The following is an 18,783-nucleotide window of genomic DNA, read 5'->3' on the forward strand; positions in this document are numbered from 1 at the left end:
GATTGGTGATCGCCATTCGGGGCGGGTGTCGGCCGGCACCCCCACGTCACGCCGATAGCGGCACCGGAAGGAAGAGCGTTAGGGGCTCGTCCACGACCGGCTCGAATCCGTGCTTACGATAGAAATCGGCGGCGGCATCATCCTTGGCGTGGACAAGAAGCAGCTTCAGGCCGGCGATCTCGGCCGCCTGCATGGTCCGCAGGACGGCGTCCTTGAGCAGGGCCTTACCCAGGCCGCGTCCCTGTTGGCGCCGATCGACCGCCAGTCTCGCCAGCAGCATGAGCGGGATGTCATACCGGCCTGCGCCCTTCACCAACTTCGGTGGCAACAGCTTCGGAGCGATCGAGCCGTAGACCAGGGAGTAATACGCGACGATGACCTTGCTGTCGGCGAGGGTGACGACGTAGTTCCGGACGATCCCCCGCTTCTGATTCTGAAGCGCGTAGTTCCGCAGGTACGAGTCGAGCGCGGGCGTACCGCAATCAAAGGCCGAGCGGTCGTGGCCTCCGTCAAGTGGAGTGACCGGAGCGAATGCGAATTCAGCCATCCAGGATCGACCGCTCGGTGAGCAGCTTGCGGACGGCTGCCACGCTCGCTGACGGCGGCTTGTCGAGCGTGGCGAAGATGTGGGCAACCTGCTTTCGATTGAGCGACACCGGCTCCTCGTCAACGAGCAAGGTAGCCGCCACCTGATAGGCGTTCTCCAGGATGAACTCGCTCAGCGTCTCGCCCTGCCGCTCCGCGGCCCTGGCCAGGATCGCCTTCCGCCGGGCATCGACACGGATACTCAGCCGGCTTTCCCGCCGGCTCGTTTCGATCGGCTTCTCCGCCATCTCCGCCCTCCCTTCTTGTACATCCAGCGTACACCCTCGCATCAACAGGGGCAATGCCTTCGCCTCGTGCGAGGCGAGGCCGATGGCAGGGAGTCGCTCCGCTCACGCCAGCAGCGGCTTGACCACGTGCGCCGGCTCCACGCCCGTGAGGCGCTGGTCCAGGCCTTGATAGCGGAAGGTGAAGCGCTGGTGGTCGAAGCCCAGGAGGTGCAGGATCGTGGCGTGGAAGTCGCGGACGTGGACGGGGTCCTTGACGATGTTGTAGGAGAAGTCGTCGGTCTCGCCGTAAATCGTCCCGCCCTTGATCCCGCCGCCGGCCATCCACATGGTGAAGCAACGCGGGTGATGGTCGCGGCCGTAATTGTCGTGCGAGAGGCCCCCCTGGGAGTAGATCGTCCGGCCGAACTCGCCCCCCCAGATGACCAGGGTCTCGTCCAGCAGGCCGCGGGCCTTCAGGTCCTGGATCAGGCCCCAGCATGCCTGGTCCACGTCCTTGCACTGGAAGGGCATCCGGCCCCCCACGTTGGCGTGATGGTCCCAGTTGTTGTGATAGACCTGCACGAACCGCACCCCGCGCTCGACCATCCGACGCGCCAGCAGCGCGGTATGGGCGAACGAGCCGGGCTTGCGGGCCTGCTCGCCGTAGAGGGCGTAGGTTGAGACCGGCTCGCTGGACATGTCGGTCAGCTCGGGGACCGAGGACTGCATCCGGAAGGCGAGCTCGTACTGCTCGATCCGGGTGTGCGTCTCGGGGTCGCCAACGACCTTGGCGTTCATCTCGTTGAGGGCGCGGAGGCCGTCCAGCGTGCTCCGGCGGACCTCGCCCGGGACGCCCGGGGGGTTGTTGATGAACAGGATCGGATCGCCGCCGCTCCGGAACGAGACCCCGGCGTGCTCGCCCGAGAGGTAGCCCGAGGACCAGAGGCGGCCGGAGATGGCCTGGAGCTGCTCGGTGTTCGTCGGCTTGGCGACCAGGACGACGAACGTCGGCAGGCTGTCGTTCAGCGAGCCGAGCCCGTAGCTGGCCCATGAGCCCAGGCACGGCCGGCCGGTCACCTGGTTGCCCGTCTGCACGAACGTGATCGCCGGCTCGTGATTGATGGCCTCCGTGTGCATGCTCCGAATGAAGCACATATCATCGACCATCCGCGCCGTGTACGGCAGGAGCTCGGTCACCCACATGCCGCACTCGCCGTGGCGGGCGAACTTGTACTTCGACGGGGCGATCGGGAACCGCTTCTGGCCGGAGGTCATCGTCGTCAGCCGCTGCCCCTGGCGGACCGACTCGGGCAGGTCCTTGTCATACCAGCGGTCCATCTGCGGCTTGTAGTCGAACATGTCCATCTGCGACGGGCCGCCGACCATGTGCAGGTAGATGACGTGCTTGGCCTTCGCCGGGAAATGCGTCCGGCCCGCGGCGGCGCGGTCGGGGACCGTCGATGATCCGGGGGCCGGCGCCCCCATCGCGGCCAGGCCCTCGCGGCCGAGCAGCGCGGCCAGTGCCCCCCAGCCGACGGCGTTGACGCCCCGGCCCAGGAGCTGGCGGCGGGTCTCCATCCTCAGGTAGTCGTGGAGCGGGTTCATGGGAGGGCCTCGGGGGATCTCATCGAGGATGGTTCGAATGGCTCACTTGTTGAGCACTTCATCCAGGTTCATCATCTCGTTCGCCAGCATGGTCCAGGCGGCGAGCGTCGGCGGATCCACGCCGGCGGGCGGCTTGAGCTCGCCGACGGCGACGAGCCTCGCGGCGTCGTCGGGGTGGGACCGGTAGAAGGCGGCGAGGCGATCGATCGAGGCCCGGACGACGGCGGCCTCCTCCGGCCGCAGGGGACGCGACAGGAGCCGCTCGGCCAGGACGGCGATCCGAGTCTCGGGGTCGGCCGAGGGCACGGCCAGGGCGAGCTGCGCCAGGCCCCGGGCGGCCTCCACGAACTGGGGGTCGTTGAGGGTGACCAGGGCCTGCAAGGGGGTGTCGGTCCGCTCGCGGCGGACGGTGCAGACCTCGCGGCTGGGGGCGTTGAAGACCTCCATCGAGGCCGGCGGGGCGCTCCGCTTCCAGAACGTGTAGAGGCTGCGGCGGTGGAGGCCCTCGCCGGAGTCCGCCCGGTAGGACCTCGTGTTGCTCTCCGGCATGGCCACGGCCTCCCAGACGCCGTCGGGCTGATAGGGCCGGACGCTCGGGCCGCCGACCCGCGGCGAGAGGATGCCGCCGGCCGCGAGGGCATAGTCGCGGACGACCTCGCCGTCCATCCGGAACCGCGGCCCGCGCGAGACCAGTCGGTTCGACGGGTCCTTCTCGATCTTCTCCGGGGTGGCCACGCTCGCCTGCCGGTAGGCGGCCGAGGTGACCAGCAGCCGGAAGAACCGCTTCACGTCCCAGCCCGATTCGCGGAAGTCCACCGCCAGCCAGTCGAGCAACTCCGGATGCGACGGCAGCTCTCCGCTGACGCCGAGGTCCCCGGCCGTCCGCACCAGCCCCGTCCCGAAGACCTCCTGCCAGAACCGATTCACGGTCACCCGCGCGGTCAGCGGGTGCTCCGGCCGTAGCAGCCATCGCGCCAGGCCCAGCCGGTTCCGCGGCAGGTCCGGGGCCATCGCCGGCAGGACGTCCGGCGTGTCCGCCTTGACGGCGTCCCGCCGCTTGTCGTACTCGCCCCGGAAGAGGACGTGGGCCGTCGCCGGGCCGGGCTTCTCCTCCATCACGTGGGCGACCGTCCCCCGCGCGGCGATCGCCGAGAGCTCGGCATCGACCGCGGCGAGCTCGGCCCGAATCGCCTTCGATCGATCGTCCCTCGCCTCGGTCCACCAGGCGAGCAGGCCGTCGCGGAGGGCCTTCGACCGCGGCCCCGACGGGTCGTCGGCCAGGTCGAACGCCCGGCCGGCGGCCGCGACGTCGGCCACCTCCGCGGCCGTGAGCGCCCGGTCGTGGATCCGGACGTCGCTGATGGCCACGGCCTCGAGGGCCTGGCCGCTGTGGCGGCGGCCGACCTTGAGGGGGACCTCGGTCCGGATCGAGCTCTTCAGCGTGTCCGACGCGACCTCCGCGGCCGCGGGGCGGCCGTCGACGTAGAGCGTCAGGCCGGACGCCTTCGAGGATCCGTCATAGGTGACGAAGACGTGAACCCACGTCTTCATCGGCAGATTTCTGCGGCTGACGACCTTGGCCGCGTCGTCGGGCCACGAGTGGACGAGGTGGGCCGCGACCTTGCCGTCCTCGACCCAGAGATCCCAGCCGCGGTAGCCGCCGCGGTCGTCCATCCGGGCGAGGGCCGAGCCGTACTGCCCGCCGCGGTCGATCCGGATCCAGGCGCCGTAGGCGAACGGCCGGTCGCGCTCGAAGTCGCCGCTGTCGGCCGATTCGAACGCCGGGCGGGCGGCCTTCATCCCCTTCGGATCGCCGCCGCTCCCCTGCCCCGTCCGCGATTCCAGACCGGCCGCCAGCCGGCGGCCCTTCTCGGGCGCGAGGGCCGCCAGGGCGTCGCGATCCTGGGCCTTGAGCCACGCATCCAGCTCCGGCAGGACCTCGGCCGATCGCTTCGCGAGGCGGTCCTTCAGGCCCGCGGCCCGGGGCCTGAGGGCGTCGTACCGGGCGCGGTCGGCGGCGGCGGGGACGGTGACGATCGGGGGCGTGTCCTTGATGTTCTGGTCGTAGGCGTCCTGGGTGGAGTTGTTGAAGAACGCGGAGAGCTCGTAGAACTCGCGCTGGGAGAGGGCGTCGAACTTGTGGTCGTGGCAGACCGCGCAGTTGGCGGTCAGTCCCAGCCAGACCTGGGAGACGGTCTCGGTGCGATCCCTCGTGTAGTTGACGAGGTTCTCCTCCGCGATGGTGCCCCCCTCGTTGGTCGTGGCGTTGCAGCGGTTGAAGCCGGAGGCGATCTGCTGGTCGAGCGTCCGATTCGGCAGCAGGTCGCCGGCGAGCTGCTCGACGGTGAAGCGGTCGAACGGCATGTTGCGGTTGAAGGCGTCGATCACCCAGTCGCGGTAGGAGTACATCTCGCGGTAGTTGTCGAAGTGGTAGCCGTGCGTGTCCGCGTAGCGGGCGGCGTCCAGCCAGTACCGGGCCCGATGCTCGCCCCAGTGGGGGGAGTCGAGGACGTGATCGACGAGCTTCGCGTAGGCGTCCGGCGAGGCGTCGCGGACGAACCGCTCGACCTCGGCCGGGTCGGGCGGCAGCCCGGTGAGGTCCAGGCTGAGCCGGCGGGCGAGCGTGCGGCGATCGGCCTCGGGTGCGGGGCGGAGGCCGGCCTCCTCGAGCTTCGCCAGGATGAATCGGTCGATCGGGTTGCGGACCCAGGACTCGTCCTTGACCTTCGGCGGGGCGGGTCGCGCCGGGGCGATCAGGGACCAGTGGGGCTGATATTCCGCCCCCGCCTTGATCCATCGCGCCAGGAGGTCCTTCTGGGCGGACGTCAGCGTCTTGTGCGACGCCGGCGGCGGCATGGCCATCTTGCGGTCGTCCGTGTGGATCCGATCGATCACGGAGCTGGCGTCGGGGTCGCCGGGCGTGAGGGCGCCGGCCTCGATGGCGGCCTCGCGGCGGTCCAGCCGCAGGTCCCCCTTCCGCGCCGCGCTGTCCGGGCCATGGCAGGCGAAGCAGTTCTCGGCCAGGATCGGCCGGATGTCGCGGTTATACTGAATCGCCGGGGCATCTCCCGCCCGGACGGCGGGCGCGAATCCGGCGAGCAGGAAGGACGCGAGCAAGGCGGGCGGGATCGCGGTGCGGCTCATGGAGTCGTCCCCTCGCCCCGGTTGCGGGCGGGTTCCAGTCCGGTCGGATGAGACAGATCGGGGCGGGCAGGCGCGGCGGGCGGCCTCGCGCACGACGAGGCATGGGATACGTTGCGGATACCCAGGGATCCTAATCCCGGAGATGAGCGGGCCGCAAGAAGAATCGGCCGGAAACGAATACCCTGCCCGACCGGCCGGGCCGAAGATGCGGGCGTGGCGACGCGATGACTCCCGTGGCAAGATCGTCGCGAGCTGGAGTCGAGGACGTACCGCGAGCCTCGGCCAGGCCGATCCGGAGACCCCCGACGATGCGCGTTCCGTTCGCCTGTCCGTCCTGCCATGCCAGCGGCTCCGCGGAGTCCGCGTACATCGGCCGCGAGGTGCGCTGCAAGCACTGCAACACGCGGTTCACGATCCCCGATCCGGAGTCCCCCGCGTCCGACACCTACGACCTGGAGGAACGGGCCGAGCCGGTCCGCCGGGGTGCGGCGGTCGGCGCCGGGGCGGAGGCCGTGTTCGTCCCCTCGCGGAAGGATGATCGCCCGGGCAAGCCCCGCAAGGCGAAGGGTGCCGCGGCCACATCGAAGCGCCGGCCGGGCCGCGATCTGTCGGATTTCCCGTGGACGAGATGGCTGATCCGGCTGGCCGTCGCGTTCGTGGTCGCGGTCGCGGGCATCGCCCTGATCGCCCCGAATGGGCTCTGGCTGGCCGGGTGCATCCTGATGGCCACCGGGGTGATGCTCCTCGTGCTCGGCCACGTCGGCGGCACCTACGTCGCCTTCACGGAGGACTTCGTCCACGGGTTCTTCTACCTGGGGTTCCCGATCTACACCGCCTACTACATCGTCACCAACTGGGACGACATGTGGGTCTTCTTCGCGTGCTCCACCGTGGGCGCGGGGCTCGCCTCGGCGGGGCTGACGCTGGTGGAATGGGCGGGGGCGGCGGCGTGAGGATCCCCTCGAACCCGCCCGGCTCCAGGGCCGGGCGGGCCGATGAACGGGGACCGCGATCGCTCGGCCCTCAGACGGCGAGGACGCCCGTGCGGATCAGGTAGGCGAGACGCTCGCGCTGCTCGGGAGAGAGCAAGGCGTGGATCTGGCCGAGGGACCGCACCAGGACGTCGCGGAGCTGGGTCGCGCTCGAGACCCGGCGGTCGCCGGCGGACGCGGCCCGGGCGGCGTCGAACTCCGCGCCGGCCAGGGCTTCGGCGTAATCGGACAGGGCGCGACGGTCGTCGACCTCGGCCTGGGCCCGTTCGATCTTCAGGTCGTCGAGGAGCTTCGCGAACGCGGCGACCTGCTTCTCATCCAGGCCCAGCTCGTGGGCGAGGAAGCGGAGCGGACGCCGGACGCCGAAATCGCCCCGGCCGCCGTGGTCCCGATCGTGAGGATGCGGATGGCCGTGGCGCCCCATGAAGAAGCCCCTGCGATCCCGAGGATCGCGCTCATGCTCGTGGGGCGGCGGGGGCGGTGGCCCCTGCGCGTATTCTCCCCGATCGTCCTCATGCGGCCGGGGTGGCGGCCCCTGCGCGTACTCTCCCCGATCGTGCTCATGCGGCCGAGGTGGGGGTGGGCCATGTTCCGGTCCGTGCCCGTGCTGGGGACCGAAATGATGGGCATGGCGCGCACGGCGCCGGTGGTCGTGGAACATCGTCGTGATTCCTCCATCTCGCCGGGGCCATTCGCTCCCGGCGGGGACTTCAAACGGCGTGGGCCCATTGCCTCACACCGCGCGAATCATACGCGCGATTCGGGCAAGGTCAAGCCGCGATCCTCGCCTCGTCCTCCGCCTCGATCACCCTCCGCGTCCACTCCGAGCCCCTGCGCCGCCGCGGTGAGTTCCGTCTCAGGGTGCCGTGGCCGGCGCCACCTGGGAGCGCGAGGCGAGGTAGGCGAAGAGGTCGCGGACCTCCTCCGGCGTGAACCGCTCGAGCTGGCCTTCGGGCATCATCGAGATGCCGGTTGTCTTCACGTCCTCGACGTCCTCGCGGGGGAGGACGATCCGCTCGTTGGCGGTCTGGATGGTCAGGGACTTGTCGTCCTGTGAGCGGATGATGCCGGAGACGATCCGTCCGTCGGTGGTGGCGACGTTGGTCAGCGTGTACTCGCGGGCGACCGAGGCGCTCGGGTCGAGCACGTTCTCCAGGATGTAGTCGGGGTTGGCGCGGTCGGAGCCGGTGATGTTCGGGCCGACGTCGCCGCCGGCGTCGAACAGCCGGTGGCACTGGTGGCACGTCCGGCCGAAGACGAGCCGGCCCCGCGCGGGGTCGGCGGCGGGATAGTCCCTGGATGTGAGGATCTCCTTGTACTTGGAGATCAGCGCGGCCTTGTCGCCGGCGGTGGGGCGGATCGTGCCCCAGACGGCGGCCAGGCGGTCCTTGACCTTCGCGTCGTTCATCGCCAGGAGCTGCCGGGCGGTCGTCGTGGTGACGTCCCGACGGGGGACGCGCTTCTGCTCGACGGCATCCAGCAGGGCGAGCGCCCAGGCCGGCCGCGCGGCCAGGGTGGCGACGGCGTCCTCGCGCTCCGCCTCCGCCAGGTTCGCGTACCGGTCGAGGATCGCGCGCGGGGTCGCCGGGGCGCTGTAGGCGGCCAGGCCCCGGATCGCCCTGGCGCGGACGGCCGCGTCGTCGAGCATGGGTAGCAGGTCGGCCTCCAGCCCGGGGGCGCGACGCTCCACCAGCACGCCGAGGGCCCGGGTGCGAAGGTCGGCAGGGCTCGTGGCGTCGGCCGCGATCCTGCGGAGGGTCGAGAGCGCATGCGGGTCGTCCAGGATCATGCCGAGCATCAGCGTCCGCTCCACGACGTCCGGGTCGTGCGAGGACGCGAGCTTCGCGAAGGCCGCCGGCCAGGCTTCGGGCCGGGCGACGTGCTTGCGCCCCCGCAGGGCCTCGATCGCGCCGGCGAGCAGGTCACGCCGGACCTCGTCGGCCGCGACGCCGACCGCGGCCATGACCGCAGGCAGGCCCCTCGCCGGGTCGGCGGAGACGGCCCGCCGCGCCAGGTAATTGCGATGCAGCGGCAGCCCGCACGACGACGCGATCTTCAGGGCACGGTCCGGGTCCAGGGCCGCCAGCGGTTCGAGGCCGTACCAGGCCATGAGCGGGAGCATCGGATCCGCGGCGTCGATCTTCGCCCCGGCGAAGGCCTCGGCCATCGCCCAGCGATCGGCGGCCGGGACCCGCTGCATGGCCGAGGCGAGCGCGAGCAGCACGGACGGCGACCGCTCCGCGGCGACCATCGCGGCGAGCTTCGCCAGGGCCTCGCCCGCGGGGGGCTCGCGATCGACCCGCAGCCGGACGGCCCAGCCGCGGACGTCGTCCGCCGGGTCGTCCAGCAGGGCATTCAGCCCGCGGTCGTCGATGCCCCCGGTCGCGTAGAGGGCCCAGAGCGCGCGGAGACGGCGGGGGACCTCGGGATGGGACCTCAGCAGGTCGCGGAGGATCTCATGGACCCCCGCCAGGTCGGCGCCGGCCGCGGCCCGCTCCTGGAGGATCCGGCGCGCGGTGCGGACGTGCCACTCGTTCCGGTGGAGCACCAGCCGGGCGAGGTCCGGGGACGGCATCGCGGCGAGGTCCACCTTCGATGGCTTGATCTCTCCATAAGTCAGCTTGTAAATCCGGCCGTTCTCGCGGTGGGCGTTGTCGGCGTCGGTGTCGTGACACTCGCCGCGGTCGGTCCAGTCGGTGAAATAGACGGCGCCGTCGGGGCCGGACTTCAGCTCCAGGCCGCGGAACCAGGAGTCGTCGACGAGGAGGAGGTCCTTCTCGTGCCGGGCCACGTAGCCCGAGCCCCGGCGCTCGAGCCGATCGCGGTTGGCGCGATGGCCGTGGAGGTTGAACGTGAGCAGGGCGCCGCGGTAGGCCTCGGGCCAGTTGTCCCCCTGGTAGATCATGGCGCCGACATGGGCGTGGCCCCCCCCGGCCGCGTCGTGGCGCTCGTGGCCCTTCCCGTCGCGCGACTCGGTCCAGTTGCCGCCGGCCCAGTGGATGTGGTCGGCGCAGGTGTCGATCAGCCCGTAGCTGTTGGGGTTGATGTCCTGGCCGTACATCCGCTGGAAGTGGGCGCCGGGGGCGACGTGGTAGACGTGCGGCAGGACGCAGTTGGTGATGAAGGCCTCGCCGCGGTCGTCGAAGTCCAGGCCCCAGGGATTGGTCGTGCCGTGGGCCACGGCCTCGAAGGCCCGCCGCGTGGGGTGATACCGCCAGACGCCGCAGTTCATCTTCGTCCGCTTCTCGTCGGGCGTGCCGGGCCTGCCCACGTTCGAGTTGGACTGGATCCCGTTGCAGCCCCAGAGCCAGCCGTCCGGCCCCCATTTGAGGGCATTGAACATATTATGCTCTGCCTTCACGTCCCAGCCGTCGAGGACGACGACCGGCTCGGAGTCCGGGCGGTCGTCGCCGTCCCTGTCCGGGAAGAAGAGCAGGTTGGGCGTGTCGCAGACCCAGACGCCGCCGAAGCCGACTTCGATCCCCGTGAAGCTGTGCCCGCGGTCGTAGAAGACGGTGCGGCGGTCGAACTTGCCGTCGCCGTCGCCGTCCTCGAGGACGAGGATCCGGTCCTTGCCGTTCGGGCTCCCCCCCTTCCAGATTGGGTAGGACGTGTTCTCCACGACCCAGAGCCGCCCCTTCGCGTCGATCGTGAAGGCGATCGGCTGGACGACGTCCGGCTCGGCGGCGAAGAGCGTGACCTTGAAGCCCGGCGGCACGGTCATCCGCGCGGGGGCCTCGGCCGCGGGGACCGGCCCGCGGGCGTCCTCGGCGGCGAGCCCGCGATGGGGCATCGACAGGGCGATCAGGCCCATGATGAGGGGCGGGAGCGAGCGGCGGACCAGCATGGGCACGGCTCCGGGCGACGAGGGAAGAGCGGCGACCCTGCGAGCATACGGACTGGGCGTCCGTCCCGAAACCCCCGGCCGGCGGTCACGCCAGGGCCGGGGAATGGGGACGGGCACCTCGAAGGCCCGGGGCCCGCCCCCAGTTCCCCATGCGGCCGGCCTATTTGCCCTTCAGCGCCTCGATCTGCTTGCGAAGGTCGCGGAGTCGGGCCTCCAGGTCCTCGGCCTGCTTCTCCAGGTCCTTGACCGATTTCGAGGAGTCCGCCGAGGCCGCGGCCGGGGCCTTCGGCACGGTGCCGCCCAGGGCGGTCACGGCGCGCTCGAGGCCGGCGCGGGGGGAGCTGCCGCCGAAGCCGATGAAGGCGGCGGGACCTCGGGGCTCCTTCGCAAGCCGGGCCTCGAGCGCCGGCAGGGCCTTCTTGAGCTTCAGCTCGGCGAGCAGACTCCAGGCCTGGGAGCGGGTGTTCTTGTCCGGGTCGTCGATCAGGGGGATCAGCCGCTCCTGGAGGGCCTGGTCGTCCTTCGCGACCCGAGAGAAGACGCGGAGGGCCGCCGACCGGAGCTCCGCGGGCTGGCCGTGCGGGATGTAGGTGGCGACGAGCTCGCGGGCCTGCGGGGTGGCCTCCTCGGTCAGCAGGTCGAGGGCCCGAGCGGCCAGCCGGTGCTTGCCGGCGGGATCCTTGAGCGCGGCCTTGAGCAGCGCGTCGATGTCCTTGACCTTCCACCGCGCCAGGGTCTGGAGGGCCGTCGTGCGGGCGCCGTAGGACTCGCCGGGGTTGGCCCAGATCGACCGCAGCAGGGCCTCGGTCGCGGGGTCCTGCTTGAGCCGTGCCAGGCCCTGCACGGCCGCCACGCGGACGCGGGGCTCGGCGTCCTTCGCGGCCTCCACCAGCGAGCCGCGGTAGGTATCCTCGAGCAGCGGCGGCGCCGACGCCGGCCCTCCCGGGCCGCGACGGCGGCGGCGGGCGCCCTCGGTGCCGCCGACGATCTCCACCAGGGCGGTCCGGGCGGATGGGGCCTTCTCGCGCCTCCAGGCCTTCTGGAGCGCCTCCTGCACGCGGGAGTCTTCCTTGTTCTCGGGCTTCGCCAGGGCCCGCGCGGCGTTCAGTCGGCAGACGACGCAGCGGGCGTGCTCGAGCTCGAAGATCGACTCCTCGACCGGCTTGTCGAAGGCGAGCTCCTTGACGAGCCAGCAGTCGGGGTCGACCTGGACCATCGCCGGCTTCGACTCGGCGGGGATCACGAATTCCTGGCTCGCCCCCTCGAGCACGACCGGGACGACCTTCGCCTTGCCGGACGCGTCGGTCAGCTCGACCGTGGTGGGGATCGTGAAGTAGGGCGTCTGGTCGTCCGCCTTCTGGGCCTGCGCCACCTTCAGGCGGACGGTGTGGTCGGCGTCCTCGTACCGCCAGCTCGCCTTCAGCTCGGGGTGGCCGGCCTTGTAGAGCCACTGGTCGAAGAACGGCTTGAGGTCCTTGCCGGTGGCCTCCTCCATGGCCTTGCGGAAGTCCTCCGTCTCCACGACCTGGAATTTATGCTTCGACACATAATGACGGATACCCTTCCACCAGTTCTCCTCGCCGAGCTGGCCGCGGAGCATGTGGAGGGTGCAGCCCCCCTTGGCATAGGTCATGCCGTCGAACATCTGCATGGGGGAGGCGTACCGATTCTCGACGATCGGCCGGCGGTACATCCGGTCGTTGCCGAGGTAGCTCTTGAGCTCGCCGTCCATCACCAGCCGGAACTCGTCCTCGCCGCGGTCGTGCTGGGCGAAGAGCGGGTCGAAGTAGGAGGCGAAGCCCTCGTTGAGCCAGATGTGCGACCAGTCCTTGCAGGTCATCAGGTCGCCGAACCACTGGTGGGCGAGCTCGTGCGCCACCAGGCTGTCCTGGCTGCGTTCCAGGGCCTCGGTCGCGTCGATCAGGGCGTCGTCGGTCATCGAGGTGGCCGAGGTGTTCTCCATGCCGCCGTTGAAGTCTGGCAGGCAGACCTGGGCGTACTTGGGATACGCGTACGGCTGGCCGGTGGCGCCGTTGAAGAACGCGATCATCTTCGGCGTCTTGCCCATGAAGCGGCGGGCCGTGGCCTCGTCGACGTGCTTCTGGACGTAGTAGTCGACCGGGAGGTTGCCGAGGCGATCGTGGAAGGCGGAGAAGTCGGACGCGGCCACGGTGATCAGGTACGAGGAGATCGGCTGGTCCATCTTCCAGTGGAACGTCCGCGTGCCGTCGGGGTTCTCCTTCGTCCCCACGAGCGTCCCGTTCGAGACCACGCTCATCGGCTTGGCCACGGTGATGATCATCTCGCTGGTGATCCGGTCATTCGGGTAGTCGTAGCAAGGGAGCCAGAGGTGGTTGTCCTCCGCCTCGCCCTGGGTCCAGATGGCCGGCGCCCGGTCGGGATAGGCGGGGTCGCCGTCGATGAAGTGGAGCCCCGCCGCCGGATGGCCGCTGTAGGCGATCGCGACGTCGATCGTGTCCTCCGGCCCGTACGGCTTATCGAGCGTGATCGCGAGCTTGCCGTCCTTGACCGCGAACTTGCAGGCCGCCTTCGACGGCCCGGCCGTGACCTTGGTGACGGTGAGGTCCGGGCCGATATCCAGGCTGAGCGTATCCTGGAACGGATGCGTCGGGGAGAGCGTGTGCGTGACCGTGCCGCGCACCTCCTTCTTCCGCGCGTCGAGCGTCAGCTCCGCCTTGACGTGCTTCAGGTCCACCTCCTTGATCCGGCCGAACTGCCGGGGCGTCCCCGGCGGCGCGAACGGCCGGCGCCGGGGCGGGCCGTCCTCCGGCGGCCCCTGGGCGGCCACGATCGCGGGGCAGATCAGCATCAGCAGGACCGGAAAAGAGGAGCACCATCTCGTCAGGTTGCGGGGCATGAAGGCTCCCTCGGGAGTACTGGTGGATTGCCGGAAGGGCGGACATCGACGCCCGTCGCGAGTTCAGGCTGGGAAAGACGGCCTGAGACAGGGCATCATGTATGTTGCGGCCCGAAGTCTCCTGTTCTACTCTCGGGGGTAATCCCCGGTCAACCAGGAGATCTCGGGGCTTTTCGCCGATTACAACAATTGTAGGAATCGGGCTGTCTACCCGGATCATTCCGGGGGGACGGCGATCCCGTTTTCCTGCCGCGGATGACCCCGATGAACCGATTCGGCTTCGTGCGTGTGACCTGTGCGACGTTGCGGACGACGGTCGCCAGCCCGGAGGCCAACTGCCGCGAGATCGTCCGGGTGCTCGATTCGGTGACGGACAGCGACGTCGTGGTCTTCCCGGAGCTTTCGCTGACGGGGTACACGTGCGGGGACCTCTTCGGGCAGGATGTGCTCCTGGACGGCGCGGCGCGGGTCCTGGGCGAGATCGCCGCGACGACGGCCGGGCGGAAGCAGCTCGTGGTGGTGGGGCTGCCGGTCCGGCTGGAGAACGGCCTCTACAACGCGGCCGCGGTGCTCGCCGATGGCGAGATCCTCGGGATCGTCCCCAAGCAGAGCCTGCCGAACTACAAGGAGTTCTACGAGAGCCGCTGGTTCCGGCCGGCCGACGGCACGGAGCCCCTGGAGGTGGAGATCGCCGGCCGGTCGGTCCCGTTCGGCGTGGACCTGCTGTTCGAGTCCGCCGGGGTGCCGGGGCTCCCCGTGGTCGTCGGCGTGGAGATCTGCGAGGACCTCTGGGTGCCGATCCCGCCGAGCTCGTACCAGGCGGCGGCGGGGGCGGCCATCCTGCTCAATCCGTCGGCGAGCAACGAGACGATCGGCAAGAGCGCGTACCGGAAGGACCTGGTCGTCGGGCAATCCGGGCGGTGCGTCGCCGCCTACGCCTATGCGGGCTCGGGGCCGACCGAGTCCACCACGGACATCGTCTTCGCCGGCCACAGCCTGATCGCCGAGAACGGCCGGCTGCTGGAAGAGTCCGCCCGGGTCGGGGACGGCTCGCCGTTGCGCCGGGGCTCGTACTGGATCACGTCGGATGTGGACGTGGGCCGGATCCTGGCGGAGCGGCGGACGACCACGACCTTCGACCAGGGCTCGCGGTTCGTCCGGCCGTACCGCCGGATCGACTTCGCGCTGGCGACGGACATGGCCGGCCTGAGGCGGTTCGTCCCGGGCGCGCCGTTCGTGCCGGCGGAGGGGCCGGAGCTGCATCGCCGCTGCGCCGAGATCTTCGGCATCCAGTGCGCGGGGCTGGCCAAGCGGGTGGAGCAGCTCCCAGCGGGGACGTCGCTGAACATCGGCGTCTCCGGCGGGCTCGACTCGACGCTCTCGCTGCTGGTGACGGTCAAGACCTGCGACCTGCTGGGCCTCGACCGCTCGGTCGTCCGGGGCCTGACCATGCCGGGCTTCGGCACGACCTCGCGGACCCGGCAGAACGCGCTCGACCTGATGGGGCACCTGGGGATCTCGCCGGAGACGATCGACATCTCCGAGCTGGCGCTGCAGACGTTCCGGGAACTCGGCCACCAGCCCTTCGGCATCGACTGCCGCGGCCTGGACGTGCCGGCCTTCCGCGAGGCCCTGGCGCGGCGGCCCGCCGGCGCCCGCAACGACCTGACGTTCGAGAACGTGCAGGCCCGGCTGCGGACGTTCCTGCTGATGTCGCGGGGGTTCGTCGTCGGCACGGGGGACCTCTCGGAGCTGGCCCTCGGCTGGTGCACGTACAATGCCGATCACATGAGCATGTACAATCCGAATTGCTCGATCCCCAAGACGCTGGTGAAGTTCCTGGTCCGCTACGTCGCGGAGCACGAGTTCCCCGCCGGGCCGGTCCGCGACACCCTGATGTCGATCGCGGAGACGCTGATCTCGCCGGAGCTGCTGCCGGCCTCGGCCGCCGGCGAGATCGAGCAGTCGACGGAGGGGACCCTGGGGCCGTACGAGATCCACGACTTCATCCTCTTCCACGCGATCCGCTGCGGCTATTCGCCGGAGAAGGTCCGGTTCCTGTCCGGGTTCGCCGCATTCACGCAGGAGTATCCCCCCGCGCTCTTCGAGCGGACCATGAGGACGTTCTTCACGCGGTTCTTCCGCCAGCAGTACAAGCGGTCGTGCGTGCCCGACGGCCCCAAGGTCGGCACCGTCAGCCTCTCCCCCCGCGGCGACTGGCGGATGCCCAGCGACGCCGACCCGGCGGCGTGGCTGGGGCACGCCGAATAATCCGCACGACCCCGTCGTCTCTTCCCTCCAGTGGCACGCGAGGGCGCAGCCCCATTTCCCACGCGTCACACATTGGGAACCCCTCTCATGAATATCCCTCTCCAGGTCGCCGTGCTCTGCTGCGCGCAGCTTTCCGCCGCCGCACCCGCGGCTGAGCCGAAGCCGGCAACCAGCCGGATCGCCGCGGTGACGGTCTACCAGGGCCAGGCGCTCGTGACCCGCGAGGTCACCGTGCCGGAGGGGCCGGGGACGATGGAGCTGGTCGTCTCCCCCCTGCCGCCGCAGGTCGTGGAGGGCTCGCTCTACACCGAGGGGACCGAAGGCCTCCGCGTCCTCAGCACGCGATACCGGGCGCGGACGGTGAAGGAGGATCTCCGCCAGGAAGTCCGCCAGAAGGAGGAGCAGCTCCGGAAGCTCCAGGACGAGGCCCGCGCCCTCCAGGATCAGGCGGCCATCCACACCCAGGACATCCAGTTCCTCCAGAAGCTCGAGGGCTTCACCGGATCCTCGCTCCAGAACCTGACGAAGGAGGGACGCCTCGATAGCCCGTCGATCCTGGCCCTGAGCAAGTACATCATGGAGACCCGCGGCGAGAAGGCGAAGGCCGACACCGCCCTCCGCGAGCGGCTCCGCACCAACACCGACGCGATCGGGCTCGCCAAGGCCCAGCTCGCCGAGCTCTCGAAGGGGCCGGAACGCACCGAACGAGAGGCGATCATCGTCGTCAGCAAGGCGAAGGCCGACGCCGGGACCGTGCGGCTCGGCTATCTCGCGACGGCCGCGACGTGGGTACCCCAGTATCGCCTCCGAGGCGGGGCCGACAGGGACCCGGTCCGCCTCGAATACCTCGCCGCCGTCACCCAGCAGACCGGCGAGGACTGGAAGGGCGTCCGCGCCACGCTCTCCACCGCGCGGCCGTCGCTGGACGCGAGCCCGCCGGATCTGCTGCCGCTGAACATGGCGATCACCGAGCCGGCCAGGGCGGTCCCTCCGGTCGCCGCGAACGACCAGGATGAACGCTCGAAGCGGGTCGTCGAGGAGCTTGCCAAGCCCATACCCCTCAACTTCCCGAACGAGACACCGTTCGAGGAGGTGATGCAGTACCTCAAACAGGCCACCACGACGAAGGACTTCCCGGACGGCCTGCCTACCTACATCGACCCCGTCGGCCTCCAAGAGGCCGACAAGACCATGACCACGCCGGTGTCGCTCAACCTCACGAACGTGCCCCTCCGCACCGGCCTTGGCCTGATGCTCAAGCAGCTCGGCCTGACCTACCGCGTCAAGGACGGCGTGCTGATGATCGTCTCCCAAGCGTCTGAGGACGAGGTCACCCCCTCCGAAGTCATCGGCGGCATGGGCGGTGGCATGGGTGGCTTCGGCGGCATGTCTCTGGAACTGTCCCAGGCCTCCGGCAAAGCCATGCTCAACCGGGCCGCGGCCGTGGACCAGAGCCGAGAGCTCCGCATCACCGACGACGGCACGAAGGCAACCGCGACCGACCAGCCCGGCCCCGGCGACGGGCCGACCGTCTCGTTCAAGGTCGGGGCCGAGCTCGACATCCCCTCGCGCACCGATCCGCAGTTGCTGGAGGTCGCCCGGATTGAGCTGCCCGCGGACTACTTCGCGCGGGCCACGCCGGTCCTCAGCCCGCGGGTCTATCGGCTGGCGAAGCTGATCAACAAGAGCGAGACCGTGATCCTCCCCGGCGAGGCCACGATCTACGCCGGATCCGACTTCGTCGGCCGGATGCGGCTGCCGCTGGTCGCGGCGGGCGAGCCGTTCCTGGCGGGCTTCGGCGTCGATCCCCAGTTGCAGGTGGCCCGCCGGCTCGTCGCCAAGTCGCGGTCCGTCCAGGGGGGCAATCAGGTCTTCACCTATGAATTCCGCCTCTCCCTCCGCAACTACCGCGACCGGGACGTGAAGCTCGAGCTCTGGGACCGACTCCCACGCCCGCAGGGCGAGGCCGTGGCCGTGAGCCTGGTGAAGACCTCCGCCGAGCTGAGCACCGATCCGCTCTACCTGCGAACCTCGCGGCTCGACAACCTGCTCCGCTGGGACGTCACCATCCCCCCCGCCACCACCGGCGACAAGCCCCTGACCATCAACTACGAGTTCCGCCTCGAATACGCCCGCGACCTGCCCCAGCCGCGGTTCCTCTCCGGCGGCCTCGTCGAGGGACCCGTCGGCGGCGGCGCGATGGGCGGCATGGGAGGCATGGGCGGCATGCGATGACGGTGTCCGGCGGCGAGGACCTGGGGAAATCGGCAACGGATCGGCTCCTCCCTCAAGTTTCGGCCGGCGCCGGTGCGATCTAATTAGGACTCGCATGACCCGCGTTCCGGGCGCGTGCATCTGTCGATACCCAGGCTGGGAGCGCGCGAGGGGATCGACCCGCACGGACCGGCATGGATGACCACGGGGGGCCAGGATGGTGAACATCGTGCGGCGGGTGGGGCAGACGTCCCGGGCGACGATCCGCAGGGTCCTCGAGGGGCGGTTGCCCGGCCGCGGGCCGAGGTTCACGTCGCACATCGGCCAGGACGCGTGGGTCGCGGGGTGCCTCCGATTCCGGCGCGGTGGCTTCTTCCTCGACTTCGGGGCATTCGACGGCAAGACCATCAGCAACACGCATTACCTGGAGCAAGGCCTCGGCTGGCGGGGCATCTGCGTCGAGCCCAATCCCCGGTACTTCCCCAGCGTCTGCCGGAGCCGCGCCAGCATCGCCGTCAACGCGGCCCTCTGGCCCCGGAGCCGCGAGGTCCTCCGGTTCGCGGACGCCCACGGGCTGAGCTCCATCGAGTCGTTCATGGATCTCGACGCCACCGCCGACCTCCGCCGCCGCGCCACCCACGCCATGATCGAGGTGGACACGATCAATCCGACCGAGCTCCTGAGGCGCTTCGAGGCCCCGCAGCTCATCGACTACCTATCCCTCGACGTGGAGGGCGCGGAGTACGAGGTCCTCTCCGCCCTGGACCTGGGTGCCTACTCGATCGCGCTCATGACCATCGAGCACAACCACGTCCTCGCCCGCCAGGAGAAGATCCGGGCCTTCCTCGCGACATACGGATACGAGGTCGTCCAGAATCGTAACGACGACTTCTTCTTCCACCGCGACCACCTCGCCCGCCTGGCAGACGGCCACGGCGCGTTGCCCGATCCCATTGACGTTTTCCGGGACGTCCACGGGAGCTACAGGGAGCCGAGGCTCGATTAGGGCTCGTGCGCCTG

The 18,783-nt window shown here is 70.1% G+C and carries 11 protein-coding genes; 4 read left to right on the forward strand and 7 right to left on the reverse strand.

The annotated features are described in order from the left end of the window. Positions 1-46 precede the first annotated feature (46 nt). The 4 genes from G6O54_RS20445 to G6O54_RS20460 all read right to left on the reverse strand — a co-directional run bounded on the left by G6O54_RS20445 (position 47) and on the right by G6O54_RS20460 (position 5,561). A complete protein-coding gene (locus tag G6O54_RS20445; RefSeq protein ID WP_165227522.1) occupies positions 47-547 on the reverse strand; it encodes a GNAT family N-acetyltransferase in 501 nt (166 codons plus the stop codon). After that, positions 540-833 (reverse strand): type II toxin-antitoxin system TacA family antitoxin, encoded by a 294-nt coding sequence (locus tag G6O54_RS20450; protein ID WP_165227523.1) that lies wholly within the window; start codon positions 831-833, stop codon positions 540-542. Before G6O54_RS20450 ends, G6O54_RS20445 begins: the two co-directional genes overlap by 8 nt. Before the next feature lie 102 nt (positions 834-935). Further along, positions 936-2,417, reverse strand: a complete 1,482-nt coding sequence (locus tag G6O54_RS20455; protein ID WP_165227524.1) for a DUF1501 domain-containing protein — start codon at positions 2,415-2,417, stop codon at positions 936-938. 42 nt (positions 2,418-2,459) lie between these two features. Beyond that, positions 2,460-5,561 carry a DUF1553 domain-containing protein gene (locus G6O54_RS20460; RefSeq protein WP_165227525.1) on the reverse strand — a complete coding sequence of 1,034 codons (3,102 nt, stop codon included), beginning with the start codon at positions 5,559-5,561 and terminating at the stop codon, positions 2,460-2,462. A gap of 308 nt (positions 5,562-5,869) precedes the next feature. Here G6O54_RS20460 and G6O54_RS20465 point away from each other — a divergent pair, with 308 nt between their 5' ends. Then, entirely contained in the window at positions 5,870-6,514 is a 645-nt protein-coding gene (locus tag G6O54_RS20465; RefSeq protein WP_165227526.1) for a zinc ribbon domain-containing protein, read from the forward strand. Positions 6,515-6,584: 70 nt separating this feature from the next. On the opposite strand, the gene G6O54_RS20470 is transcribed toward G6O54_RS20465, so the two are convergent. The 3 genes from G6O54_RS20470 to G6O54_RS20480 all read right to left on the reverse strand — a co-directional run bounded on the left by G6O54_RS20470 (position 6,585) and on the right by G6O54_RS20480 (position 13,278). Beyond that, positions 6,585-6,977: a Spy/CpxP family protein refolding chaperone gene (locus G6O54_RS20470; protein WP_165227527.1), complete on the reverse strand. Its 393-nt coding sequence runs from the start codon at positions 6,975-6,977 to the stop codon at positions 6,585-6,587. A gap of 432 nt (positions 6,978-7,409) precedes the next feature. Beyond that, positions 7,410-10,400: a PVC-type heme-binding CxxCH protein gene (locus G6O54_RS20475; protein WP_165227528.1), complete on the reverse strand. Its 2,991-nt coding sequence runs from the start codon at positions 10,398-10,400 to the stop codon at positions 7,410-7,412. Positions 10,401-10,560: 160 nt separating this feature from the next. Next, positions 10,561-13,278 (reverse strand): M1 family aminopeptidase, encoded by a 2,718-nt coding sequence (locus G6O54_RS20480; protein WP_165227529.1) that lies wholly within the window; start codon positions 13,276-13,278, stop codon positions 10,561-10,563. Between the two features lie 264 nt (positions 13,279-13,542). On the opposite strand from G6O54_RS20480, the gene G6O54_RS20485 reads away from it, so the two are divergent. From G6O54_RS20485 to G6O54_RS20495, 3 genes are all read left to right on the forward strand, one after another. After that, positions 13,543-15,549, forward strand: a complete 2,007-nt coding sequence (locus tag G6O54_RS20485; RefSeq protein ID WP_165227530.1) for an NAD(+) synthase — start codon at positions 13,543-13,545, stop codon at positions 15,547-15,549. 87 nt (positions 15,550-15,636) lie between these two features. Next, a complete protein-coding gene (locus tag G6O54_RS20490) occupies positions 15,637-17,784 on the forward strand; it encodes a mucoidy inhibitor MuiA family protein (RefSeq protein WP_165227531.1) in 2,148 nt (715 codons plus the stop codon). A 196-nt stretch (positions 17,785-17,980) separates the two neighbouring features. Then, the gene (locus G6O54_RS20495) at positions 17,981-18,769 is read left to right on the forward strand and encodes an FkbM family methyltransferase (protein WP_165227532.1); all 789 of its coding nucleotides are present in this window, start codon (positions 17,981-17,983) and stop codon (positions 18,767-18,769) included. Positions 18,770-18,783 lie beyond the last annotated feature (14 nt).

It is taken from the genome of Aquisphaera insulae (genome assembly GCF_011064615.1).
GTDB lineage: Bacteria > Planctomycetota > Planctomycetia > Isosphaerales > Isosphaeraceae > Aquisphaera > Aquisphaera insulae.